The organism is Catellatospora sp. TT07R-123, assembly GCF_018327705.1.
Taxonomy (GTDB): domain Bacteria; phylum Actinomycetota; class Actinomycetes; order Mycobacteriales; family Micromonosporaceae; genus Catellatospora.
Genome location: NZ_BNEM01000002.1, coordinates 1,533,912 through 1,557,740, shown reverse-complemented (window position 1 = coordinate 1,557,740; position 23,829 = coordinate 1,533,912). Strand labels below are relative to the sequence as shown.

21 protein-coding genes and 1 pseudogene are annotated in these 23,829 nt (G+C 72.5%); 11 read left to right on the top strand and 11 right to left on the bottom strand.

Annotation, left to right across the window (positions count from 1 at the left end; all coding sequences use genetic code 11):
• Positions 1 to 1,068 (bottom strand): LLM class flavin-dependent oxidoreductase, encoded by a 1,068-nt coding sequence (locus Cs7R123_RS26935; RefSeq protein ID WP_212830496.1) that lies wholly within the window; start codon positions 1,066 to 1,068, stop codon positions 1 to 3.
• A gap of 181 nt (positions 1,069 to 1,249) precedes the next feature.
• Here Cs7R123_RS26935 and Cs7R123_RS26930 point away from each other — a divergent pair, with 181 nt between their 5' ends.
• The 3 genes from Cs7R123_RS26930 (at position 1,250) to Cs7R123_RS26920 (ending at position 4,804) form a co-directional block, all read left to right on the top strand.
• On the top strand, positions 1,250 to 2,500 hold the full coding sequence (locus Cs7R123_RS26930; protein ID WP_212830495.1) for a hypothetical protein: 1,251 nt from the start codon (positions 1,250 to 1,252) through the stop codon (positions 2,498 to 2,500).
• 314 nt (positions 2,501 to 2,814) lie between these two features.
• Positions 2,815 to 3,126, top strand: a complete 312-nt coding sequence (locus Cs7R123_RS26925; protein WP_212830494.1) for a CATRA system-associated protein — start codon at positions 2,815 to 2,817, stop codon at positions 3,124 to 3,126.
• On the top strand, positions 3,104 to 4,804 hold the full coding sequence (locus tag Cs7R123_RS26920) for a CATRA conflict system CASPASE/TPR repeat-associated protein (RefSeq protein WP_212830493.1): 1,701 nt from the start codon (positions 3,104 to 3,106) through the stop codon (positions 4,802 to 4,804). The genes Cs7R123_RS26925 and Cs7R123_RS26920 overlap by 23 nt, the downstream gene beginning before the upstream one ends.
• Positions 4,805 to 4,819: 15 nt before the next feature.
• Here the strand turns inward: Cs7R123_RS26920 and Cs7R123_RS26915 are convergent, their stop codons facing one another.
• A complete protein-coding gene (locus tag Cs7R123_RS26915; RefSeq protein WP_212830492.1) occupies positions 4,820 to 5,485 on the bottom strand; it encodes a DUF2306 domain-containing protein in 666 nt (221 codons plus the stop codon).
• 215 nt (positions 5,486 to 5,700) lie between these two features.
• On the opposite strand from Cs7R123_RS26915, the gene nhaA reads away from it, so the two are divergent.
• A complete protein-coding gene (nhaA, locus tag Cs7R123_RS26910) occupies positions 5,701 to 7,098 on the top strand; it encodes a Na+/H+ antiporter NhaA (protein WP_212830491.1) in 1,398 nt (465 codons plus the stop codon).
• Between the two features lie 136 nt (positions 7,099 to 7,234).
• Here nhaA and Cs7R123_RS26905 read toward each other — a convergent pair whose 3' ends face one another.
• The 4 genes from Cs7R123_RS26905 to Cs7R123_RS26890 all read right to left on the bottom strand — a co-directional run bounded on the left by Cs7R123_RS26905 (position 7,235) and on the right by Cs7R123_RS26890 (position 11,192).
• A complete protein-coding gene (locus tag Cs7R123_RS26905) occupies positions 7,235 to 7,726 on the bottom strand; it encodes a thioredoxin domain-containing protein (protein WP_212830490.1) in 492 nt (163 codons plus the stop codon).
• Between the two features lie 91 nt (positions 7,727 to 7,817).
• On the bottom strand, positions 7,818 to 9,038 hold the full coding sequence (locus Cs7R123_RS26900) for a PP2C family protein-serine/threonine phosphatase (RefSeq protein WP_212830489.1): 1,221 nt from the start codon (positions 9,036 to 9,038) through the stop codon (positions 7,818 to 7,820).
• Between the two features lie 49 nt (positions 9,039 to 9,087).
• Complete coding sequence (locus Cs7R123_RS26895) at positions 9,088 to 9,963, bottom strand: hypothetical protein (RefSeq protein WP_212830488.1); 876 nt, start codon at positions 9,961 to 9,963, stop codon at positions 9,088 to 9,090.
• Between the two features lie 236 nt (positions 9,964 to 10,199).
• A complete protein-coding gene (locus Cs7R123_RS26890) occupies positions 10,200 to 11,192 on the bottom strand; it encodes a PHB depolymerase family esterase (protein ID WP_244872169.1) in 993 nt (330 codons plus the stop codon).
• Between the two features lie 293 nt (positions 11,193 to 11,485).
• Between Cs7R123_RS26890 and Cs7R123_RS26885 the strand changes: the two genes are divergently transcribed.
• The 5 genes from Cs7R123_RS26885 to Cs7R123_RS26865 all read left to right on the top strand — a co-directional run bounded on the left by Cs7R123_RS26885 (position 11,486) and on the right by Cs7R123_RS26865 (position 14,271).
• Positions 11,486 to 11,800, top strand: coding sequence for a hypothetical protein (locus Cs7R123_RS26885; protein WP_212830486.1), 315 nt, complete (start codon positions 11,486 to 11,488; stop codon positions 11,798 to 11,800).
• Positions 11,794 to 12,078: a hypothetical protein gene (locus Cs7R123_RS26880; RefSeq protein WP_212830485.1), complete on the top strand. Its 285-nt coding sequence runs from the start codon at positions 11,794 to 11,796 to the stop codon at positions 12,076 to 12,078. Before Cs7R123_RS26885 ends, Cs7R123_RS26880 begins: the two co-directional genes overlap by 7 nt.
• A gap of 219 nt (positions 12,079 to 12,297) precedes the next feature.
• Complete coding sequence (locus Cs7R123_RS26875) at positions 12,298 to 12,708, top strand: hypothetical protein (protein WP_212830484.1); 411 nt, start codon at positions 12,298 to 12,300, stop codon at positions 12,706 to 12,708.
• Between the two features lie 14 nt (positions 12,709 to 12,722).
• Positions 12,723 to 13,334, top strand: coding sequence for a cell wall protein (locus Cs7R123_RS26870; RefSeq protein ID WP_212830483.1), 612 nt, complete (start codon positions 12,723 to 12,725; stop codon positions 13,332 to 13,334).
• A gap of 55 nt (positions 13,335 to 13,389) precedes the next feature.
• Entirely contained in the window at positions 13,390 to 14,271 is an 882-nt protein-coding gene (locus Cs7R123_RS26865; RefSeq protein WP_212830482.1) for a MauE/DoxX family redox-associated membrane protein, read from the top strand.
• A gap of 110 nt (positions 14,272 to 14,381) precedes the next feature.
• On the opposite strand, the gene Cs7R123_RS26860 is transcribed toward Cs7R123_RS26865, so the two are convergent.
• The 3 genes from Cs7R123_RS26860 to Cs7R123_RS26850 form a co-directional block, all read right to left on the bottom strand.
• On the bottom strand, positions 14,382 to 15,149 hold the full coding sequence (locus Cs7R123_RS26860) for a metallophosphoesterase (RefSeq protein ID WP_244872168.1): 768 nt from the start codon (positions 15,147 to 15,149) through the stop codon (positions 14,382 to 14,384).
• A gap of 254 nt (positions 15,150 to 15,403) precedes the next feature.
• Positions 15,404 to 15,937 carry a hypothetical protein gene (locus Cs7R123_RS26855; protein ID WP_212830481.1) on the bottom strand — a complete coding sequence of 178 codons (534 nt, stop codon included), beginning with the start codon at positions 15,935 to 15,937 and terminating at the stop codon, positions 15,404 to 15,406.
• Between the two features lie 44 nt (positions 15,938 to 15,981).
• Complete coding sequence (locus tag Cs7R123_RS26850) at positions 15,982 to 16,407, bottom strand: hypothetical protein (RefSeq protein WP_212830480.1); 426 nt, start codon at positions 16,405 to 16,407, stop codon at positions 15,982 to 15,984.
• A 129-nt stretch (positions 16,408 to 16,536) separates the two neighbouring features.
• Here Cs7R123_RS26850 and Cs7R123_RS26845 point away from each other — a divergent pair, with 129 nt between their 5' ends.
• Positions 16,537 to 17,010 carry a molybdenum cofactor biosysynthesis protein gene (locus Cs7R123_RS26845; protein WP_212830479.1) on the top strand — a complete coding sequence of 158 codons (474 nt, stop codon included), beginning with the start codon at positions 16,537 to 16,539 and terminating at the stop codon, positions 17,008 to 17,010.
• 81 nt (positions 17,011 to 17,091) lie between these two features.
• Here the strand turns inward: Cs7R123_RS26845 and Cs7R123_RS26840 are convergent.
• Positions 17,092 to 18,885: pseudogene (locus tag Cs7R123_RS26840) on the bottom strand (family 43 glycosylhydrolase); the annotation flags it as partial.
• 346 nt (positions 18,886 to 19,231) lie between these two features.
• Between Cs7R123_RS26840 and Cs7R123_RS26835 the strand changes: the two are divergent.
• Positions 19,232 to 22,480 carry a GH92 family glycosyl hydrolase gene (locus Cs7R123_RS26835; RefSeq protein ID WP_212830478.1) on the top strand — a complete coding sequence of 1,083 codons (3,249 nt, stop codon included), beginning with the start codon at positions 19,232 to 19,234 and terminating at the stop codon, positions 22,478 to 22,480.
• Positions 22,481 to 22,594: 114 nt separating this feature from the next.
• Here Cs7R123_RS26835 and Cs7R123_RS26830 read toward each other — a convergent pair whose 3' ends face one another.
• Positions 22,595 to 23,779: an ABC transporter substrate-binding protein gene (locus Cs7R123_RS26830; RefSeq protein ID WP_212830477.1), complete on the bottom strand. Its 1,185-nt coding sequence runs from the start codon at positions 23,777 to 23,779 to the stop codon at positions 22,595 to 22,597.
• Positions 23,780 to 23,829 lie beyond the last annotated feature (50 nt).

The following is a 23,829-nucleotide window of genomic DNA, read 5'->3' as shown; positions in this document are numbered from 1 at the left end:
CTACCGCGCCACGAGGGGCAGGACGTGGGTGCCGATGCGGGTGGCCTCCTCGCGGTGCGGCCAGGCGGACAGGATGAACTCGTCGAGCCCGAGCGCGGCGTACTCGCTGATCCGCTGCGCGACCTCGGCGTAGCTGCCCACCAGCGCCGTGCCCGCGCCCTCGCGGACCAGGCCCACGCCCGCCCACAGGTTCGGCGACACGACCAGGCTCTCGGCGGTGCCGCCGTGCAGGGCCGCCATCCGCGCCTGCCCGACCGACTCCATCCGGGCGAACCGCTGCTGCGTCGCCGCGACGCGCTCCGGTGACATGCCCGCCAGCAGCCGGTCGGCCTCGCCCCACGCCTCGTCGGCGCTGGGCCGCGCGATCACGTGCAGGCGGATGCCCAGCCGCAGGGTGCGGCCCTGCGCGGCGGCCAGCGCCCGCATCCGGGCGGCCCGCTCGGCGACCGCGGCCGGCGGCTCGCCCCACATCAGATAGACGTCGGCGTGCCGCGCCGCGACCTGCTCGGCGGCCGGGGACGCGCCGCCGAAGTAGATCGGCGGCGCCGGGTCCAGCGGCTGGTTCAATCCGCCGTTCTCGACCTGGTAGTGGCGGCCCCGGTAGTCGAACTTCTCCCCGGCCCAGGCGCGGCGGAGCACGTCGAGGCATTCCGCGGTGCGCTCGTAGCGGTCGCCGTGGTCGAGGTGGTCGCCGTACGCCCGCTGCTCGGCCCGGTCGCCGCCGGTGACCGCGTTGAGCGCCAGCCGCCCGCCGGTCACCGACTGGAACGCCTCGGCCTGCTGCGCCAGCAGCGTGGGCAGCGCGAACCCGGTCCGGAACGCCACCAGCAGCTTGAGCCGCTCGGTGTGCTGGGCGACTGCCGCGCAGACGATCCACGGGTCCGGGCAGCCCGCGCCCACCGGCGTGAGCGCGGCGGTGAATCCGGCCTGCTCGGCGGCCTGGGCGACCTCGGACAGGTAGCCGATGGTGGCGGCGCGGGAGTGCCGGGCCGCCCCGGCGGCCACGGTGGCCGCGCCGATCTCGTGCCCGTCGCCGGACGTGGGCAGGAACCAGTGGAACGCGGTCATGGTGGAGCTCCTCGACGTCGGGCGGGCGCGCCGCAGACGATAGCCTACTAGTCCGGTAGGAAAAATGGGATAGCAGGTCCGTGCTGACCTGCGGCTGGACATCGAGGCATTGACGTACACCGTAACGCGTGGTCTGATCCCCGAGCAAATCTCACGTTCCTATGAGGAGAAAGGGGCACCGGTGATCAGACTCCGTCGCATCACGCTCCTGGCGGCGGTCGTCACGGCGCTCGGCTCTGGCGCCGTGGCCGTCGCCACCCCCGCCACCGCAGCCCTGCCCACGGCGGCCGTGGCCATCGGCGACAGCTTCATCAGCGGCGAGGGCGCGGGCTCCTACCAGCCCGTCGTCGACGTCAACGGCGTCAACCAGGGCTTCCCCGGCTGGTCGGCCGCGAACAACAACGCGTTCTTCTGCCACCGCTCGGCCAACGCCTCGCTGCTCCAGGCCAACCTGCCCGGCATCGCCGACCGGTACAACCTGGCCTGCTCCGGCGGCCAGCCGCGCGACATCGCCAGCGCGTCCAACGCCCGCACCAACGGCCGCCTGGTCGCCGCGCAGCTGGACCAGCTGCGGGCGGTCGCGCAGACCCACGACATCGACCTGGTGCTGGTCGGGCTCGGTTCCAACAACAGCTCGTTCACCTTCGGCGACGTCGCGTCGCTGTGCGCCAACCGGTTCATCGCCGACGCGTGGACCGGCTGGTGGGAGTTCTGGGCGTACATCAACGGCCCGGTCCCGCAGGAGCCGTGCTCCGACGCCGACCTGGCCACCTCGGCCGAGGTCGCCGCCGCCACTGCCGAGACGACCAACGCGCTGCGCCAGCTGCTGACCACGCTCAACGAGATCGACCCCGACGGCCAGCACCGCATCGTGCTGCAGGACTACACCAACCCGCTGCCGCCGGAGCTGTACTCGTCGTTCTGGACCGAGGACGACCGCGACGACACCCGCGACAAGTTCCGGGCGCTGGGCGCGGAGCGGTACGCCGCGGGCTGCCCGATCCACCGGGCCAGCCTCACCCCCGGCCGGAACTTCTCGGCCGCGCTCGGCACCATCGTCAGCAACGCGCACGCGACCCTGTCGGCCGAGTTCCCCGGCGCGGACCTGGTCTACCTGAACGTGCAGCGGGCCTTCGACGGCGCCCGGCTCTGCGAGAACGCCAACAGCCCGACCGGCGCGCTGGCGACCCCGGTGCGCATCCAGGACGGCCCGACCGGCGTGCCGATCACCAACCTGTCCGGATACGACAAGATCGCGATCCAGCGGTTCGCGAACGCCTGTGTCACGTACTTCCAGACGTGCCAGGAGTCGTGGCACCCGAACGCGGCCGGTCACGCCGTGCTCGGCCAGTGCCTGGCGGCCGCGGCGGCCACCGCCAACCGCACCCTCGCCTGCGTACGCAACACCAACGGAACCCTGACCTTCCAGTGACCCCGGTCGCCTGACCGGGCCGCACCGGCCGCACCTCCCGGGCGGCGTGCCCGCGCACCGACGTGCGCGGGCACGCCGCCCGGACCCGTCGGGGCCCGCGACACGGGCGCAGCCGGTCCGTCAGTCGTGAATGGACGTTCCCTCATCCGGCCGCGAGGGCAGCATCTTCGCTGATCAGCGCGATCGGCCCGAGGGAGTCGCCGCGTCCGCGGCCGAAGCGGTCCGGATCAGGGGTTCCCCGGCGGCGGCCGGGATGGTCTGCTTAGCGCGGGACGTGCCGGTCGGCGCCCCATGCGACGGAGGAACTGACGACGATGGTTTCCGACGAGGAAGTCGCCGAACTGGGCGAGCTGCTGCGGGAGGCGGCCGAGTGGGAGCTCGCCGAGGCGCGGTGGGAGCAGGTGCTCGCCCTCGTCGAGGTGATCGAGTCGGCCCTGGCCGCCCGCGACGCCGACACCGTGCGCCAGGCCTGGAGCGACCTCGAACTGTCCGGGCCGGTCCGGCTCACCAGGGTCGGCACCACCGCGACGGTCCCGCCGCCGAAGAAGGTGCGCGACACGCTCAACCGGCTCGTGCACACCCTCGGGAACGGAGGCGCCCCGGATGGCGGCACGTCACATCGTTGACCAGCAGCTGGTCGTCCACCTGTACGCGCCGACGGACGGCCCGGCCGCCGAGGCCGCCTACCGCCGGCTGCACGAGGTGTGGGCGGGCTGCCGCCACGCGTTCGCGATGACCGAGGCCATCCCCGGCACGGGGCTGCCGTCGCACCTGCCGGAGACGCTCGGCGAGCTGATCGGCGCCGGCTCCGGCCAGGAGCGGGCGGTCGCCGGGCAGGAGCACCGCGGCGCGGTCGACCAGGCCGTGCTGCGGCTGCACCACGACGTGCTCTGCCTGTCGGTCGGCCTGGCCCCGGCCCGGCCCGAGACCGGGACCTGGTGGGCGCGCACCGACCTGCGCTGGCGGGAGCTGGTCGGCTCGGCCGGCCCGTCGCTGCTCGGACAGGCGATGGTCTACGGGGCCCGGCTGGACGGGCCGGTGTCCGCCTCGGCGGAGGAGGGGCAGCAGGCGCGGCTGCTGCTGCCCGCCCGCGCGGAGGCGGCCGACTGGTGGCAGCGGGGCTGCCTGCTGCCCGACGGGGTGGCCATGTGGGAGATCACGCCCCAGGAGGACTCCCGCGACCTGCGCCGCCTGCTGTGCGCCGTGCCGGAGCCCGACGACGCGCAGCTGAGCGCCTGGATCTGGTCCGACGGCGGCACCGCGATCCCCCCGCTGGCCCGGTATCTGCTGCACGCGGCGAAGCTGCGCTACCTGCTGCGGGTGTGGGAACGCGACCGGCACGCCGGCCGCGGCCGGGTCGACCTGGGCGCGCTGGCCGACCGGCTGCGCTCGCTGGCGAAGGAGCCCGGCCCGGCCGACGCCGAGCTGCTGAAGTCCGTGCTGGGACAGCTGGACCGGCTGCACCAGGACGGGCTGGAGTCGGCGATGTTCGGGGCGTCGCTGAAGGAGCTGCGGCTCACCGCCGAGATCGCGCTGTCGAACATGGCCAAGGTGGTGGCCGCCGAGTCGGTCCCGGACCACTGCGACCTGGTCGCCGACGACCGGGCGGTGGGCGGCTGGCTCCTCGACCAGATCGGCACTGACCTGAGGTATCTCGACCTCGACAGCGGCCGGGCCCGGCAGGTCGCCGACCTGGGCGCCGCGGTCGCGCCGCCGGCGCGGGTCCAGGCGCGGCCCGCGCCGACGGCCAAGGACGACGACCCCGACGCCCGGCGGCGCGTGTTCGTGGTGCACGGCCGGGACGAGGCCGTGCTGGAGCAGATGTTCGAGTTCCTGACGGCGATCGGCCTGCTGCCGATGCCGTGGGAGGCGCTGGTCGCGAAGACGGGCAAGCCGATGCCGCACCTGTCGGAGGTGATCTCGCGGGCGGTGGCCGTCTGCCAGGCGACCGTGGTGCTGCTGACCCCGGACGACCAGGTCAGCCTGCACTCCAGCCTGCACCGTACGACCGACGACCCGGCGCACCGGGAACCGGGCATGCAGGCCCGGCCGAACGTGCTGATCGAGCTGGGGCTGGCCCTCGGCGCGCTGCCCGACCGGACGCTGATCGTGAAGGCGGGGCGGATGCGGGAGATCGCCGACCTGGCCGGGCTGAACTTCGTCCAGCTCGACGCGGGCCCGGACTGCCGCCGCAAGCTCGCCAACCGGCTCAAGCTGGCCGGCTGCGCCGTCGACACCAGCGGTGAGCGGTGGCTGGCCGAGAAGTGGTTCACCGGCCTCGACGCGTACCGCCGAGGCCAGTGAACCGGCCGCCGCCGCTCAGCGGCGCCGCAGCCACCAGTGGGCGACCAGCAGGTTGGGCACCCAGGCCAGGAACGGCACGACCAGGTACGCCCGGTCGAACGCCGTCTGCCCGTCCACCCCGGCGGCCGCGACCTGCGCCACGATCAGCACCGGCAGCCACAGCCGCAGCGTGACGGCGGCGTACGTCAGCGCGAACGTGCGCACCATCCACTGCCGGTGCGCCTCGACGTCGCCGCCCCGGATCGCCCGCAGCGCCGTCACCGCCGACCCGACCCACAGCACCGCCAGCGCGCCGAACCCGAGCGTGCCGGCGATCCCGGCGCTGCTGAACGGCGCCAGCACCAGCCCCGCCGCGCCGCCGACCATGATCGCGCCGAACACGGTCCGCCCGACCACCCGGTGCAGGCGCGGAGCGCGTTCGCGCAGCCGCGCCGCGAACTGCAGCGGCGACAGCAGCAGCGCCAGCGCGGCGCCGACGATGTGGGCGTACAGCGCGAACTGGACGGTCGCCGGGCGGTGCGCGTAGTTGGCGGCCAGCCCGTTGTCCGCCTCGGCCAGGCTCGGCAGTGAGCTGGTCAGGTACGGCAGCGCGGCGAACACCGCGATCGCCGCCGCGCTCAGCGCGAACCACCAGAAGCCCACCTTCCGCCGCACCCGGACCGGTGCCGCCGTGGCCGTCATGTCATCTCCTCCGCCCGATCGCCGCGACCCTCGCGGCGTCCCGGGGCCATCATCGGCGGCCGGTGCCCGCCGTCGGCAGGGTGGTTTCCCTGAGCCTGCGGCGTGGTCGACCCTGATCTCCGCACCGCTCGCCCGCGGCGCCCAGGTGCAGGCCGGAGGGCTGTGATCCGGCCAAGCGCCTGCTCGGCGGCCCCCGTCCGGGGATCATCAGGGTTATGTCGGCCCGCACCGCGGCGCTGCCGCCGCGCCCCGGACCAGCGCCCCGGGTGTCCATCCCGGTGCCGCACGTGTCGTACCCGCTCCAGCGGTTCCTGGCCACCGAGGCGGGCAGCGGCCTGCTGCTGCTGGTGGCCACGGTGGTCGCGCTGGTCTGGGCGAACATCCCGGGCGGCGGGTACGAGCAGTTCTGGCACACCGAGGCGTCGGTGCGCGTCGGCGACGCCGGGATAACGCTGGACCTGCGGCACTGGGTCAACGACCTGGCGATGGCGCTGTTCTTCCTCACCGTCGGCCTGGAGATCAGCCGCGAGACCACCGTGGGGGAGCTGCGGCGGCCCCGAGCCGTGCTGGTGCCGGTGCTCGGGGCGCTCGGCGGCCTCATCCTGCCCGCCCTGATCTACCTGGCGTTCAATCCGACCGGCCCCCCGGCGATGGGCTGGGGCATCCCGGTCTCGACCGACACGGCGTTCCTGGTCGGGATCCTGGCGCTGTTCGGGCCGCGCTGCCCGGACCAGCTGCGCCTGTTCCTGCTCACCCTGGCCATCGCCGACGACATCGGGGCGATCACCGTGATGGCCGTGTTCTACACCGCGCACGTGTCCGTGCCCGCGCTGCTGGCCGCGCTGGCCCTGGTGCTGGTGCTGGCCGGGCTGCGCTGGGCCCGGGTATGGCAGTTGCAGCCGTACGTGCTGGTCGGGCTGCTGCTGTGGGCGGCCGTGTACGCCTCGGGCGTGCACCCGACGCTGGCCGGGGTCCTGGTCGGGCTGCTCGTGCCCGCCACGCCGGTCGAGCCGGAGCAGGCCGAGCGGCTGCGCTTCTACGGCCGGGCCGTGCTGGAACGCGCCGACGCCGCCCGCGCCCGGCTGGCCGCCTCGGCGGCACGGGCCACGGTGCCGCCCAACGACCGGCTCCAGGACGCGCTGCACCCGGTCAGCGCGTACCTGGTGATCCCGGTGTTCGGCCTGGCCAACGCCGGGGTGCGGCTGGACGGCGAGACGCTGCGCCGGGCGGCGACCTCGCCGGTGACCATCGGTATCGTGGCGGCTCTGGTGATCGGCAAGACCGTCGGCATCAGCGCCGGAGCGGCCGTGGCGCTGCGGACCGGGCTGGGCGAGCTGCCGGGCCGGGTCCGGTACGGGCACCTGATCGGCGGGGCGCTGCTGGCCGGGATCGGGTTCACCATCGCGCTGTTCATCACCGATCTGGCCTTCACCGACCCCGAGCTGCGCGAGCAGGCCAAGATCGGGGTGCTGGCCGGGTCGCTGCTGGCCGCGGTGCTGGGTTCGCTGGCGCTGCGCTGCCTCGGCGAGCGCCTGCCCCTGTGCACCTCGGACGACTCCGGCGCCATGCCCGCCCTCCCTACCGGCCCCTGGCGCGACCCCACCCTCCCCTGACCCGCGCCGCCGCGCCGTCCCGCTGGCGGTGGCAGCGTGCACTTTCGGGGAAAGCGCACGAATTCGAGCCAAGATTCCAGCACTTTCCCCGAAACTGCACCCGCGCCGCGCGGGCGGGCGGGTCGGTGGGCGGGTGTCAGGGGAGGCCGAGTGCGCGGTGCAGGGCGTTGAGCTCGACTTTTCCGCTGTACAGGCGTCCGTCGGCGAACAGTGTCGGGGTGCCGCGTACCCCCGCGTCGACGCCGCTGGTGTAGTCGGCCTCCACCTCGGGCCGGTGGGCCTGCGCGGCCGCACCGGTGACCTCGCCGGCACCGATCTGCCGCGCGTAGCCGGCCAGGTCGGCGTCGGTGAGCCGGTGTTGGTGGGCGAAGAGCAGGTCGTGCATCTGCCAGAACTTGTCCCCCGACGCCTCGGCGGCCAGGGCGGCGGTCAGCGCGAACGCGTGCGTGGTGAACAGCGGGAAGTGCCGGAACACCAGCCGCACCGCCCCGCCGGAGGTGTCGACGAGCCGCCGCAGCACCGGCGCGGCCGCCCCGCAGTACGGGCACTCGAAGTCGCCGTACTCCACCAGCGTGACCGGCGCGTCGTCGGCTCCGTACCAGTGCCGGTCGAGATCGACCTCAGCCACGCCCCCACTGTAGGCGTCCGGTCCCGCCGCGGGCTGTCGATCAGGAGGTTGTGCCCATGACACGCCGTCGAACCGTGCCACAAGTTCATGATCAACTGGGGAGGGAGCCGGCGGTGGGGGATGGGGGGACGGCGCGGCGGGGCGGGGTGGGGGTCCAGTCGAGGAGCAGGAGGGTGGCGTCGTCGCGGGTGGGGGCGGACTGGAAGGCCAGGAGGTGGCGGGACAGGACGCGGAGGGTCTCCGGGGCGGGGAGCTGGGCCTGGGCGGCCTGCTCGGCGTGGTCGATGAGGCGGGCGGTGCCGAACAGGTCGCCGTCGGGGTCGCGGGCCTCCACGACGCCGTCGGTGTACAGCAGCAGCCGGTCGCCGGGTTCGAGCTGCTCCCGGCCGAGCGCCGGGATGCCCTCGTCGAGCCCGAGCGGCAGCCGCCGCCCGTCGCCGAGTTCGCGGACCGCCTTGCCCGCGCGCAGCAGCAGCGGCGGCGGATGCCCCGCGTTGAGGTAGCGCAGCTGCCCCGTGTCGACGTCCAGGTCGGCCAGCACGGCGGTGGCGAACCCGGCCCGGCCGAACTGCTCGCGCAGCGCCTCGTCGGCGGCGCGGGCCATCGCGACCAGCCCGTGCCCGTCGCGGCGGGCCGACCGGATCGCGGCCAGCGCGGTCACCGCCATCACGGCGGCGCTCAGCCCCCGGCCCATCGCGTCGAGCACGTGGAATCGGGCGTACGGCCCGTCCAGCGCGTAGTCGAACCCGTCGCCGCCGACGTCGTAGCTGGGTTGCAGCAGGCAGCTGAGCACCAACCGGTCGTCGGTGAAGGTCAGCGGCGGCAGCATCCCCAGCAGCAGCTCCGCCGCGACGGTCATGGGCCGGGTGCGCCGGGTCTGGTGCAGCGTGTCGCCGTACGGCAGCTTGACCGCGACCAGGTGGCCGACCAGGTTGGTGAACGTCTGCGCCCAGTCGTCGAGGCCGTCGAGGTCGGCGGCGGGGCCGGGCACCAGCTCGACCACGCCGAGCCGCTCGGTGCCGTCCACCAGTGGCAGCCACCGGCGGTGCCCCTCGCCGGGCTGCGCCCGGACCAGCGCGTAGGCCCGTCCGGCGACCGTGCCGTCGACCGCCAGCGGCCGGGCGGCCACGGTGGTGCCGGGCACCGGCAGCGGGTGCAGCTGCTGCTGCTCCTGGTCGACCAGGTAGCAGGTGGCGGCCAGGTCCAGCGGTGCGAGCGCGGTGCTGACACACCCGGCCACGTCGTCGCCGCGGGCCAGGTGGGTCAGCTCCAGCAGCCGCAGCAGCGCGCGGTGGCGCGGGTCGTGCTCCACCTGCTCTGTCTACCGCCGCGCCGCCCCGGCCGTGCCCCGAATCGGCAGGTCAGCGCCGTGATGCTCCCCTGCGGACCTGTTTGATCACCTCGCGGGCCAGGTGGTCGGTGGGCAGGCTGTGGTAGTCGACGCGTACGCACAGTGCCCCGTCGCCGCGGCCGTTGACCAGCCACGGCTCCACGACCAGGTACTTCACCAGGTGGCCGAGGCGGTCGGCGGCGACGGCGTCGGGTGCCTCGTAGACCAGGACGGCGTGGGGATGCCGGTCGCCGGAGGCGGTGGTGCCCAGTGGCACGTACCCGTAGGCGCGCACCCCGGCCATGCGGCCGCCGGTGTGCTCGACCGCGAACGCGAACGGCTCGACCGGGCAGTCCAGCACGGCGGCGGCGTGCTCGGGCGAGACGGCCAGGTCGGCCAGGCCGTGCGGGAACTGCGCCGCGTGCCCGCCGGGGAAGGCGTTGACCGGCTCGGGCAGCCGCAGCGGCCGCACCTTGGCGACGTACCGGACGACCGGCGCGACCTTGAGCCGCACCTGCGCGCCCTCCATCACGGACCGGAACTGGCCGCGGTCGACCCGGTAACCGGAGATCTTCGTGGACCGGCCGTCGTGGTCGACGGCGATCCAGTACCGGTCGGGCCCGCCGTCGTCGCCGTTCCAGATCCGCCGGTGGACGACCTGCCCGACGACGGTGCGCTGCGCCGCGTACAGCGCCGCCACCCCGGCCGCCGCGCCGAGCCCTAGCAGCGCCACCAGGGCCAGCAGCACCGTGCCGGTGCTCTGGAGCGCGCCGGGCTCGGTCAGGTTGACCACCAGCAGCGCCAGGGCCGCCCCGCCCGCCCCGAGGTAGGCCGCGAGCGGGCCCGCCCGCCAGGGTGCCCGGCCGCTGCCGCCGCGGCGGTAGTGGATGCGGACCGTGCGGGGCACCCCGTACCCGGAGCGGACCTCGGCCCGGGCTGAGGGCGCGCTGCTCGCGGATGCTCAGGACCAGTCCTGCCGCGACGACCGCCACGAGGGCCGCGAGGCCGGCGGTCTCGACCAGAGTCATGGTTCGAAATGTGTCACGAGCTGCGGCCCGACCGCATCGGACGGTCGGCGTAGGGGGCGCCGAACATCTCGTGAACATCAGCGGTGCGCCCCGGTGCGCGCCGCCCAACGGCGGGTCATCCGTCGAGGCGGCGCACCATGTTCATGATCGTTTCCAGTTGCGGGCCGCCGTGGATCGGGTAGCTGGTGTAGCCGAGGTAGCCCCACCAGTCCCAGCAGCCGTACGGGTTCACCCCGGAGGCGGTGGCCTGCGGGTAGAGCACCACGAGGCGGTTGGTGTCGGCGTACTGGTTCAGGTTGGCGCGGTCGACGAAGGCGGTGCCGACGGCGTCGTACCCCTGGGCGCAGCCGTGCAGGGCGACCAGCAGCTTGCACGCCTGCCCGGCCGCGCACGCGCTCGGCACGTACGCGAAGCCGCTGTTGCCCATGCTCAGGCCCGGCGCCCACCCGTTGGTCGCGAACGTGCTCTGGTCGAACTTGATCAGGCTGCCGGTGAGCGGGCCGGTGTTGCGGGCGCCGACCGAGCCGAGCAGCTTGCCCAGCATCGCCTGCTGCGGGTCGATGCCGCAGTCGTTCAGGAACGGGCTCGCCGTGACCGTGCACGCGCCCGTGCCGTACGGCGTGACCCAGGCGTGCCCGGCCGAGGTGGCCGAGTCGTACTGCACGCTGGCGCCGAAGTGCTGGTAGAACTTGACCAGGTCGTCGTTGACCGACTTCTTCACGGTCGTGTCGCTGTTGCCGTGGAACACGTAGACCGGATCGCCGGACAGGTTGCCGATCGGGTCGACCCAGCCGTAGCCCGACCACAGTGACGCGTCGGCCTCCAGGGTGGGCAGCTGGTCGGACCAGATGTCGTCGCCGCAGGCGTTGAGGGCCTGGCTGGCGTTGTTCTGCGCGCAGTAGTAGGGCCCGGCGGCGAAGATCCCCGCACCCTTGATCCGTCCGGAGTAGGCGACGTGCAGCTGGGTGGCCAGGTAGCCGCCGGAGGAGACCCCGGCCACGTAGACGGCCGAGATGTTGTACGCCTTCAGCGTCCCGTTGACCGGCGTCACCGTGTACGGCGTTGCCGCGCTTGCAGCGCTCGGCAGTCCGAAAACGACGAAAAGCATGCTGATGAGGCAGATCGTCGCACGGGCACGTTGTAACATGACCGACTCCTTTCCGTAATGGGTGCGGTCACCGTACGCGTCCGGCTGTTCAGGTCACAGGCTGGCGCGACACACCGTGGGTGCCGCGAAAATGGGGCCCGCCACCATGGCATTTCATCGACATGTGCGAAACAACTGTTGAAAGAAACCGACCCATGGTGATGGAATGTCGGCAAGAATTTTCACCAACGCCCCCGTCGTTCCGCCTGCGGCCCGGACCCCCCGCCGGGCCGCCGCCCCCCGAAAGGCAACCCATGCGCAGACTGCTCAAGGCCGGGGCAGCGTGCCTGCTCGCGGTCGGGCTGGTCACCGCCTCCAGTGCCGCCGCACAGGCGGTCGTGGTGCCCACCCACGCGATCAACATCTGCCAGAGCGCCAGCTTCTACGACAACTACGACTCCGCCCACGGGCCGTACGGCCTCAAGCGGGTCCTCGGTTACGGCGACAAGATCGGGCACACGCCCGGTGCGCACCCGGTCTACAACGGCTGGGCCGCCACGTTCGACTTCGGCCCCAACGACTGGGGATACATGCGCATCGAGTGCATCGGAGGCTACAACTCATGGTGAGTCTGCGTCGCGCGGCCGTGGCCGCCGCACTCGCCGCGGCCGTGCTGACCTCGGTGCCCGCCCCCGCCCTGGCCGCCAACGGCCGCGTCGGCGTGCGCGAGACCGTCTGCGCCCAGTCGCTGTTCGTGCGCACCGAACCGCTCGGCGCCTGGATGGGCACCCTCTACCAGGGGGAGACCTTCACGGTGCAGGGGCCGCGCAGCGGCGGCTTCATCTACGGCTTCGCCTACGGCCACGTCAACCGCCACGGCTGGGTGCAGGACGGCTGGTTCTGCTGAGCCGCGTCCGCTGATCACCGGTCAGCACGCCCGGCGCCCGCAGGGCGCCGGGCCATTCGGCGTTTCCCAAATAAGACAGCAGGTCACGGTTCATATTTAATCGAGAAATTTCTTGGTATGGATTGACGACGTTCTCGCGCAGCCCGCAGGATGTCACCCATCGTCGATGGGCCCATCGCCGACCCGAAGAGGTAACCCACACCTTGAAGGAGGCGTTCAATGGCAGCTCTCACTGGGGAGATGTCCTGGTTCTGCTGCGGCAGTTCATGGGGGCCGTGCGGCACCGCCGGACACGGCGCCTGCGGCACCTGCAACTCCGGCAACCGCCAGCACGCGTGGCCGAACACCTCGGACGCGTGCTACGCCATCACCCGCCCCGACAGCTGCGGCATCAGCGGCATGGCCCGGCGCGGCTGCGGCTTCCAGCACACCACCACCAACCGGTGCAACGGCAAGTCCGTCACCACCTCGATCGCCGACTGCGGCCCGCAGACCGACCTGTTCTGCGGCGAGCGCGCCTGCTGCGGCGGCGTCTGCGGCACCAACCGGGTCATCGACCTGACCCCGGCCGCGTACAGCCTCATCGCGAGCCTCTCGGCCGGCCTGCAGCCCTGCACGATCACGGCCTGACGGGAGCCACTGACATGACCGACAACACCCTGGCCCGCCGCCGCCTGCTCACCTCCGCGGTCGTCGGCGGAGCCAGCCTCGTCGCCGCGACCGCGCTCGGCTCGCTCGCCCCCGAAGCGGCGTTCGCCGCCCCGCAGACCATCGACGCGGGCGCCCCCGACCCGAACTTCGCCGAGGGCCGCATCACCGGCATCGCCGCCGGGATGCTGTACGTCACCGGCTCCGACACGGCGCTGTACCGCATCCGGATCACCAACGCCACCAGCGTCTGGAAGCTGCACCCCACCGGCATCGACGCCGCCGCCGTCGGCGACGGCCTCTACGCCCGGGGCCTGCGCCTGGAGGACGGCACCCTGGCCGCCGACGCGGTCTGGATCAACATCGTCAACCTCCAGGCCCACATCGCGGCCATCGGCAAGAACCAGGTCCACCTGGACCACAAGGGCAAGCGCATCGTCGGGCACGTGGTGCCCGGCCGCTCCGCCGTCAGCTACAACGCCACCCCCGCCGTGGCCGACATGTCGATGCTCAAGGTGGGCCGGCACGTCCAGGTCATCGGCGCCTGGATCCCCGACACCAACGAGATCCACATCGCCACCGTGTACGCGAGCACGCACGGCCACTGACCGCCCGGGGCGGGTGCCCGTACGGCGCCCGCCCCCACCCCCCCGAGGAGGAGTCATGCTCTCGTGGATCTCCGCGGTGCAGCCGCTGCTGCTCGCGGCCGTGCTGCTGTGGTCGGCCCGGCTCAAGCTGGCCCACCCGCAGGCCGAGGCCACCGCCCGCCGCACCGCCCTGGCCAAGCTGCTCGGCGAGACCCGGGTCGTGCCCGCGTTCCGGGCCCTGGGCGCCGTCGAGGCCGCCGTCGCGGTGGCGCTGCTGGTCCCGGCCGCCCGCCCGCTGTCCGGGTACGCCGCCGTCGCCCTGACCGCCGGGTTCGCCGGCTACCTCGGCTACGCCAAGGTGGCCGCGCCGGAGTCGTCGTGCGGGTGCCTGTCGGCGGCCCGTACGCCCGTCAGGTGGCGCGCCTTCGCCCGCGCCGGGCTGCTCATCGCGGCCGGCGTGCTGGCGGCGACCGCCACCACCGGCTGGATCGGGGCACTCGCGGACAACCCGGGCCCGGCCGCCGCCGTCCTGGTCGCCGAGGCCGCCGCGGTGCTCGCGCTGTCGGCCGAACTCGACCGGCACTGGCTCGACCACCTGCGCCAGCTGCGGGTACGCCTCACCCACCCGCTGCCCACCGGCGGCTTCGACATCCCGCTCGCCTCGACCGTCGAGCAGCTGCACCGCAGCCCGGTATGGCGCGACACCGCCGCGCTGCTCACCTCGGACCTGCGCGAGCACTGGGACGAGGGGGACTGGCGGTTGCTGCTGTTCACCGGCCGGCACGGTGAGCGCGGCGTCTCGGCGGTGTTCGCGGTGCCCCGCCTGCGCTACGAACCCGCGTCGGTGCGCCTGGCCCTGGTCGACGAGGCCACCGGCGAGACCGTCGCCACCCACACCGCCGCCCCCGACACCCCGCTACCCGACTGGGTACACGGCCGCGAACCCGTCCCCGCCTGACCGGCGAAGGGGGCTTGTGATCGACGCTGGCCTATCTAGAGGACGGTTTTTCCCGATTCGTCCTCTAGATAGGCCAGCGTCGATGAAAAACGGGTGCTCCCGGGCCGCTGTCAGTCGGCGAAGACGCGGCTCTCGGCGTCGGCGATGATCTCGTCCGGGGTCGGGGGAGTGAGCAGGTGGGCGACGATCGTGTCGCCGCTCGGGTCGCCGGTCATCCGGCACCGGTCGACCGCCTCCTGCACGTCGTAGCGGGTCTCGCGCAGCTGCACGTCCGGCCCGAGCAGCGCCCAGTAGGCCGTGCCCGGCATGCCCAGGTGGTACGGCAGGCCGACGCTGCCGGGGTTCACGCTGCGGCGCCCGGCCACCTGCCGGTCGAACTGGAGGTGGGTGTGGCCGGTGACGATGACCTGCTCGTCCACGCCCGCCGACAGCTCGGTGAACCGCTCCTCGCTGGTCTGCGGGGTGACGCACTCGGTGTCGTCGCGCGGCGAGCCGTGGCAGAAGCGGACCGCGCCCAGGCCCTCGATCTCCACCACCACGTTCAGCGGCAGCGCGGCCAGGAACTCGACCGCCTCGGCGGAGTGCTGGGCGGGCATCCACGGGTCGCGCGGCTTCGTGTGCTCACGCTCGCCCCGGGCCAGCTCCACCACGGCGCGGTCGGCGTTGCCGCGTACGCACACCGCCCGGCGCCCCAGGTCCTGGATCAGGTCGAACGTGGTCTGCGGCTCCGGACCCCAGGTGAGGTCGCCGGGGAACACGATCAGGTCGGCGCCGGTGGCCCGCACGTCGTCGAGCACCGCCATCAGCGCGGGGACGTTTCCGTGTACGTCGGCCAGTACGGCGACGCGGCGGACCGGACCGAGGCGCGGTGTCGTCACGCGCTCGATGCTCTCACACCCGGCGGCCCTGCCGAGCCGGGTCCCGCGGGCTGACACCGAGCGGCGCGACACGCGTAGCCGCAGGTGGGAGTGGGTTGGGACGGTAGGTGGTGCGGGTGAAGATCGCTGTTTGCGGTCATCTTGCGCACTATCTGGCGACTATCTGACCGAAGACAGCGATCTTCACGAGAGATCGCGCCCTGCGGTCCGAAAGCGTGGGCCGGGGCGGCCCGGAAGGCGCGGGGAGGGTGGGGTCAGGGGAGGAGGCCCTGGGTGCGGGCGGTGGCGAGGACGGCGTCGAGGTGGGCGCGGGACTGGGTGCTGGACTCGTCGGCGATGCGCAGCGTCTCGGTGAGCGTCTGCTCGGGGACGCGGACGGCGTCGGCGTACTGGCGGAAGGTCTGGTAGCTGAGCAGCGCGTGGGCGGACTGGGCGGCGTCGGCGGCGCCCGCGATCGTGGACACCACCTGTCCCCCCGCCGTCGACGGCCGGCGCAGCTGGTCGGAGGCGACGCCCAGCCGCTGGGCGATGAGCTGGACCGCCGAGACCGGATGCCCGGCGGTCTGACGGTCGTAGGCCGCGGTGAACTGCTCAAGGTCGCGCACCTCGTTGAGGTGGTCGTGCACGGCGGCCTCCACCACGGCGGTCAGCACGCCGAGCAGGGCCGGGACGTCGCCGTCCGAGGGCTGTCCGGCCACCGGCACGCCGAGCGCCGCCAGGGCCTGTGCCAGCGTGTCGGCGGTGCGGGTGGTGCGGGCGGTGCCGTCCCCGGCGTCCGAGCTGTCCATGGAGATCACCATAGTCGCGCGCCACGGCCGGGCGTCTGGCGAGCTCAGGGCTGAGGCGGCGGGTCGGTCCGGATCACGGCGTACGCCAGGCCGCACAGCCCGAACCCGCCGAGCATCGCGAACAGGCCCATGACCCAGCTGATGGGCGCGTGGCCCGCCACGCAGTCCACGTCGCCGAGCAGCTGCGCCGCGGCGACCGCCTCGACCGCCACGGCCAGCAGCGCCAGCGGCGCGAACAGCCAGCGTGCGTGGCGTTGGGCCACCATCAGCACGATGCCGACCGGCAACGCCGCCACCGCGGCGGCGAATCCGGCGAACATCACCGCCATGGCCCAGGTGGGGCCGATCGCGGCGCACACGGCGTCGGGCGAGTCCAGCCACAGGAACGCCGGACAGGCCAGCAGCACCCCGGCGACCGTGCCGGAGTAGATCGGCAGATCGCGCCGCGCCGCCTCAGCGGATCTCGCCACCGCTCCTCCATGCCGCCGAAGTCCAGCAGGGACAGGAAGTCCAGCGACAATCTACTGACGTTGGTCACTTCGCACCACGGGCCGTCCGGGCGGGACGGGCCGGTCCACGTCCGGAATTAGAATCAAGGGGTGCCGGAGATCGTCGAACTGCTGGCCTCGCCGGTACGCCGCTACCAGGGCCGCCCGGCCGACGGGCCCGAACCGGCCCCGCCGGGCGAGCTGGTCCGCCAGATCCGGATCCGGGCGGGCCTCGGCATCGTCGGCGACCGCTATTTCGGCAGGCAGGCGCACCGCGACGCGAGCATCACCGTGATCGCGCAGGAGTCGTTGCCGCCCGGTGCAGGGCTGGCGCAGGTGCGCCGCAACATCCTGGTCGCGGGCATCGACGTGGACAGCCTGGTCGGTTCGGTGCTGTCGCTGGACTCCGGCGACGGCCCGGTGCGGCTGCGGGTGAACCGCGCCGCCAAGCCGTGCGCCTGGATGGACGCGGTCATCGGCCCCGGCGCCTGGCGGGCACTGCGCGGCCGCGGCGGCGTCCGCTGCACCCCCCTCGACGACGGCGTACTCCGCCTGGGCCCGGTCGTCGCCACGACCACCTCCTGACCCCTGCGGTCATCGTGCAGTTTCGGGGAAAGTGCACGAAAGCGCGTCAAGATTCCAGCACTTTCCCCGAAACTGCTGCGCTCACCCGAAAGCGCGGAACTCGTAGATGCGGGTGGCGGTGTCGGTGGTCTGGGTGGCGGTGCCGACGGTCAGGCGGAGGTAGCGGGCTGCGACGCCGGTGACGGGGTGGACCGTGGTCGCGGCGGTGTTGGCGGTGACGTTCACGACCTGGGTCCAGGTGGTGCCGTCGGTGGAGACCGAGATGGTGTACGCCTTCGTGTTCAGTGACGCCGACTCCCCGCCCGCCTGCGCGTGCGCGACCTCGAACCGGCTGATCGTCTGGTTGCTGCCCAGGTCGACGCGCAGCCACGCCCCGGCCGCGCTCGAGCAGAACTTGTCGGAGTTGCCGCCGTTCACGGTGCCGTTGACGGCCTTCTCCGGCCCCTCCGACGCCGCGCACGCGGCGGTGCCGGTGGCGGGGCGGTTGAGCGCGAGGTTGACCCCGGCGCCGACGGCCGGGCCGACCGAGACGTTGTCGAACGCGGCGGCGGCGTTGAAGACGCGTACGCCGTCACCGCCGGAGGCGTAGGTCGCGTCGGTGGTGCTGATCTTCGGGGTGGCCATGTCGTCGACGTACACCTTGATGGAGGTGCCCACGGCCGTGACCCGCAGGTGGTAGCTGGTGCCGACGGCGACGGTCAGCGCGGTGGTCGCGAGCTGGGTCCAGTTGTTGGCGGCGCGTCCGAGCACGACCCGGCCCGCCGGGCTGATGCCCGCGTAGTAGCCGTTGTAGCTGTCGGTGCCGACCGCCGCCCCGCTGGTCCGGAACAGCAGGCCCGCGTCGCCGCTGCCCGAGGTCACCGTCACGTCGGCGTCGTAGGTGAAATCGCCGAAGTTGGTGTCCAGCAGCGCCTTTCCGCCCAGCGAGCTGCCCGCGGCGTAGCGGCCGCCGCTGACCGACCAGGTGCCGCCGTAGGTCTTCCAGCCCAGGGCGTTGCCGTCGGCGAAGTTGTCCTTCACGCCCATCCTGATGCGCGGGATGGTGCCGTCGGCGTTGAAGTACATGCGGTCGTAGGCGAGCTGCCGGTGGTTGCCGTCGGTCTCGGCCAGCGGGCGGCGGTGGTAGAAGATGTACCAGATGTCGGTGCCGGGCACGTTGGCCACGGAGTTGTGCCCGGAGCCCTTGGCCACGGCCGCGTCCTGCGCCAGCACCTTGTCCAGTTTGGTGAACGGGCCGGTCGGCGAGGTCGACATGGCGTACGACACGGAGTAGTCCGGGCCGGTCCAGCCGCCCTCGGACCACATCAGGTAGTACTTGCCGTTGCGCTTGAACATCTGGGAGCCCTCGACGTAGCCCGACGGCGTGATCTCCTTGAACGTGCTGCCGTCGCTGAACGTGCCGAGGCTGGTCATGTCGGCGTTGAGCTTGGCCACGTTGGCGTGGCCCCAGCCGCCGTAGTAGATGTAGGCCTGGCCGTCGTCGTCGATGAAGACGTCCTGGTCGATGGGCTGCGCGCCGTTGTAGAACTGCCCGATCAGCGGCCGGCCGAGCGCGTCGCTGTACGGGCCCTGCGGCTGGCTGGCCACGGCCACGCCGATGCCGCCGAGGCTGGAGTTGTTCTGGATGTCGTTGGCGGCGAAGTACAGGTAGTACTTGCCGTTGCGGGCGACGGGCGCGGGCGCCCACATCGCGTACGACGCCCAGGACACGTTCGCCTTGGTCAGCACGTTCGGGTACTTCGTCCACGTGACCAGGTCGGTGGAGGCGAACGCGTCGAGGTAGGTCTGCTCGCTGTAGCCCTTCGACGTGGTCGGGAAGACCCAGTAGGTGTTGTTGTAGACGGCGATGTCCGGGTCGGCGTACCAGCCGTCGGCGAAGGGATTGCCGGCCTCGTTGGTGCTGAAGTCCGGCGCGGCCTGGGCCGCGGTGGCGGGGATCAGTGCGGTGGCGAGCAGGCAGGCGGCCAGGGCGGCGACGGCTCTGGCGGCGAGTGCTCTCGGGCGGGCGGTCATGTGGACTCCGGGTTCGGGGGACGGGCACGTAACACGCTGGTCATCGGCCCGTCACCCGATCTGATCGAGATCGGATCGAACGCCGGTCCGTTTTGGAGTTATTTCAGATGTTGACATCGATGTCAATAACGTTCAATCTCGATGCAGCATCACGCGGGTGCAAGATCACTCGCGTTCACGGACTTCTTCATGATCGGGCAGGTGAACCATGTCCGGATTCCGGCGCAAACAGGTGTGGCTCGGGATCGTCGCGCTGGCAGTGGGATTCGCGGTCGGCGTCCCCACCTCGGCCTCGGCCGCGGCGAGCGACTTCAGCTCCGGCTTCGAGGCCGGTGACGTCCAGCCGACCTGGACGAACACCAGCGAGGCCAGCGCGAACGTCGGCGGCTACTGCTGCGCGCTCACCGCGATGGAGAGCGGCACCCGCAGCGAACGGGGGCACACGGGCACGGCGTCGCTCATGTACTCGGGCAACGACCTGAGCACCACGTCGTCGTACTCGTACCAGCGGATCTTCGACGTCGACGTCGCGGTCTCGCCGACCACCACGCTGTCGTACTGGGTGTTCCCGCAGTCCGGCGGGCATCTGGACGTCGCGGTCGACCTGCTGTTCACCGACGGCACCCACCTGCGCGACTCCGGCGCCGTCGACCAGCACGGCGTGCGGGTGCACCCGACGTTCCAGGGCAGCGGCTCGGTGCTGAGCTTCGACGTCTGGAACTTCGTCACGTCCAACATCGGCGCCAACGTCGCGGGCAAGACCGTCGACCAGATCCTGATCGGCTACGACCAGCCGCTCAACACCGGCACCTTCCGGGGCTACTTCGACGACATCCAGATCGCGGCCAACGCCGCCGGCCGGCTGTCGGACTACGTCGAGACCCGGCGCGGCACCAACAACCAGGGCGCCTCGTACTCGCGCGGCAACACCTTCCCCGGCGCGACCGTGCCGCACGGGTTCAACTTCTGGACCCCGTTCACCAAGGGCAACAGCGACAACTGGCTGTACGAGTGGGCCGACAACACGGTGCAGGGCTTCGGCGTCAGCCACGAGCCCAGCCCCTGGATCGGCGACTACGCGCAGCTCCAGGTCATGCCGATGACCGGTGCGGTCAAGTCGACGCCCGCCGCGCGCCAGTCGACCTACAGCCACGCCAACGAGGTCGCGAAGGCGCACTACTACAAGACGCAGCTGGACACGTACGGCATCACCGCCGAGCTGGCGCCCACCGACCACGCGGGCGTCATGCGGTTCACGTTCCCGTCGGCCGCCGAGTCGATGATCCTGTTCGACACCATCGACAGCGGCACCGGCGCCCTGAACGTCGACACCGCCAACCGCGTGATCTCCGGTGACATCACCCACCGCGGCCAGAAGATGTACGTCTACGCCACGGTCGACAAGGCGATCGCGTCCTCCGGCGTCATCACCGGCCAGGGGGTGACGAGCTGGATCCGGTTCGCCACCGGCGCGGGCGAGAAGGTCACGCTGCGCATGGCGACCTCGTTCATGAGCGTCGCGCAGGCGCAGAGCAACCTGTCGCAGGAGGTCGGGACCAAGAGCTTCGACACGGTACGCGACGAGGCCGCCGCCCTGTGGGACAGCGCCCTCGGTGCCGTGAAGCTGGAGGGCGCCACCAACGACCAGCTGATCACGTTCTACTCGAACCTGTACCGGTCGTACATGTACCCGAACAACCGCTCGGAGCTGGTCGGCGGCGTACGGCGGCACTTCAGCCCGTACGACAACGTCGTCCACGACGGGCAGATGTACGTCAACAACGGCTTCTGGGACACCTCCCGGGCCGCGTGGCCGCTGTACACGCTGCTCACCCCGACGAAGTCGGGCGAGATGCTGGACGGGTTCGTCAACGCGTACAAGCAGAGCGGCTGGACGCCGCGCTGGTCCGGGCCGTGGAACGTCGGCGCGATGGTCGGCAGCAACCAGGACCTGGCCTTCGCCGACGCCTACATCAAGGGCATCCGCAACTTCGACTACAACGCCGCGTACGCCTCGGCGGTGAAGAACGCGACCGTCTACACCGACTACAACCCCAACGGCCGCAACGGCATCGAGGTCAGCACCTTCAAGGGGTACGTCCCGACCGACGTGCGCAGCGAAGCGGCCTCGTGGACCCTTGAGGACGCCGTCAACGACTTCGGCATCTCGCAGCTCGGCCAGGCCCTGGGCAAGACCGAGGACGCGGCCTACTTCCGCAACCGGGCGCTGGACTACGCCAACCTGTGGTCCCCGTCGGTCGGCTTCTTCCGGGGCAGGCAGACCAGTGGCGCGTGGCGCACCACCGACGCCAACTTCAAGCCCAACGAGTGGGGCTGCGACTTCACCGAGGGCGCACCCTGGCACTACGCCACCCCGGCCCCGCAGGACCCGCAGGGCATGGCCAACCTGTACGGCGGCCGCGCCCAGCTCTCCGCCAAGATCGACGCGGTCTTCGCGGCACCCCGCGACTACCTGGTCGGCTGCTACGGCGGCGTCATCCACGAGATGCGCGAGGCCTACGACGCCAACCTCGGCCAGTACGCCCACGCCAACGAGCCGATCCATCACATGATCTACATGTACAACTACGCCGGTACGCCGTCGAAGACCCAGAACCGGGTGCGCCAGGTGCTCACCCAGCTCTACGGCCCCGGCACCGCCACCGGCAACGGCTACCTCGGCGACGAGGACAACGGCCAGATGTCGGCCTGGTACGTCTTCAGCGCGCTGGGCTTCTACCCGGCCCGCATGGCCAGCACCGACTACACCATCGGCGCGCCGCTGCACCCCAAGGCCACCATCACGCTGGAGAACGGCAGCACCTTCACCGTGAACGCCCCCGGCGTCAGCGACACCAACCGCTACATCCAGAGCGCCACGCTCAACGGCGTCGCGTACACCAAGAACTACATCACCCACGCCGACCTGCTCGCGGGCGGCACGCTGTCCTTCGTGATGGGCCCGAACCCGTCGAGCTGGGGCACCGGCGCCGGCGACATCCCGGCCTCCATCACCACCGGTACCGGCGCGCCGGTCCGGATGCCCGACCGGGCCACCGGCGGCACCATCACCGTCAGCGGCGAGAACGGCACCGGCGAGGGCCGCAACCAGCTGGTCGACGACACGTCGCTGACCAAGTGGCTCACCTTCGCCAACACGGCCACCCTGACCTACCAGTTCTCCGGCTCGTCGTCGGTGGCCGTCAAGCAGTACACGCTGACCTCGGCCAACGACCTCCCCGGCCGGGACCCGAAGAACTGGACGCTGCAGGGCTCCAACGACGGCGTCACCTGGACCACCGTGGACACCCGCACGAACATCGACTTCGCGGACCGGCGCCAGACCCGGGCCTTCGTCGTCGCTAGCCCCACGGCGTACCAGCGCTACCGCATCCAGATCACCGCCAACCACGGCGCCGCCGAGACCCAGCTCGCCGAATGGGAGCTCATCGGCTGACAGACCGGGGCCGGTGGGAGAACGCCGACCTCCCACCGGCCCCTCTTCCCTCACCCAAGTTGCCGGGCAATCGGGCACTCGCGCACCTGCCGAGTGCCCGATTGCCCGGCAACTTCAGTGGTCTTGCGTGGGTTCAGCGGTCTGGGTCGGGGCGGGTGGGGTGGCCGCCGGTGGCGCCGCGGCCGTGGTCCAGCCGCCGTCGTGGGCGGTGACCGGGATCAGTGCCTCCGGGGCCAGGCCGACGTGGTCGTCGGCCATCATGTTGTAGATCCCCGTCACGCCGATGCAGCAGGTGGATTCGAGCTGCTCGCGAGCGGTCCGGCGGTCGCGGTGGCCGAGGAACGCCTGGTTGAGCAGCGTGACGGCGTCGGCGGCGTACCCGGCGAGCGGGTCGGCCGGACCCCCTGCTCCCGCCAGCCGCTCGGCGAACCGGCGTACCGCCGTCAGCTGGGGCAGCGCCTCGGGCGCCTCGGCGGCGACGGGCAGCCACGGGCTGACCGCGCGTACCCCCTCGGCTGCCGGGCCCGCGAGCTGCCCGAACGCGGGCTGCACCGCGTCGGGGGTGGTGAAGACCGGCCCGGTCCACGACGCCGCGCGGGCCGCGGTGACGGCCTGGGCCGCCAGCGCGGCGGGCAGGTCCAGCAGCAGCGCGTCGGGGGTCGCGGCCAGCAGCGCCGCGATCCGGTCGGCCAGCCCGGCCGCGTCGGCGGGCAGCAGCTCGGTGGCGGCCACCCAGGCTCCGCGCGCGGCGGCCTCGGCGGCGACGGTGTCGCGCAGCGCCGGGGTGTCGCGCGGGGCCAGGCGCAGCACGCCTGCCGCCCGCTGGCCCGCGCCGGTCATCGCGGTGAACAGGGCGCGGTGGATCTGCGCGTCGGTGGGCGCGCTGCGGAAGGCGTACGCCAGTTCGGGGGCCGCACCCGGCGCGGGCAGCACGATCGGGGTGCACGCGCGGTCGGCCTCGGCCGCCGCCGCCTCGCCGAGCCAGCCCGCCGCCGGGCCGACGATGCCGTGCACCCCCCGGTCGAGCAGCAGGGACACCGCCTCACGGGCCGAGGTCGCGGTCTGGCCGACGTCCTGGGTCAGCAACTCGATCGGGGTGGCCATGCCGTGCGCGCCGCCGCCGCCCAGTGCGGCGGCGCGCTGCTGCACCCCGAACAGCAGCTGGTTGTCGGCCGGGCTGGTGAGCAGGCCCAGGCGCAGCGGTGCGAGCGCGGCGGCGGCCCGGCCGGGCAGCAGCGGTGCGGCGGCCAGGCCCAGGGCGCTGATCAGGGCGGTCCGGCGGGTGAGTCGACGGGACATGGTGTACCTCCGCGCAACTCGGTCGTTGCCGCAGATGATCGACCTATGCA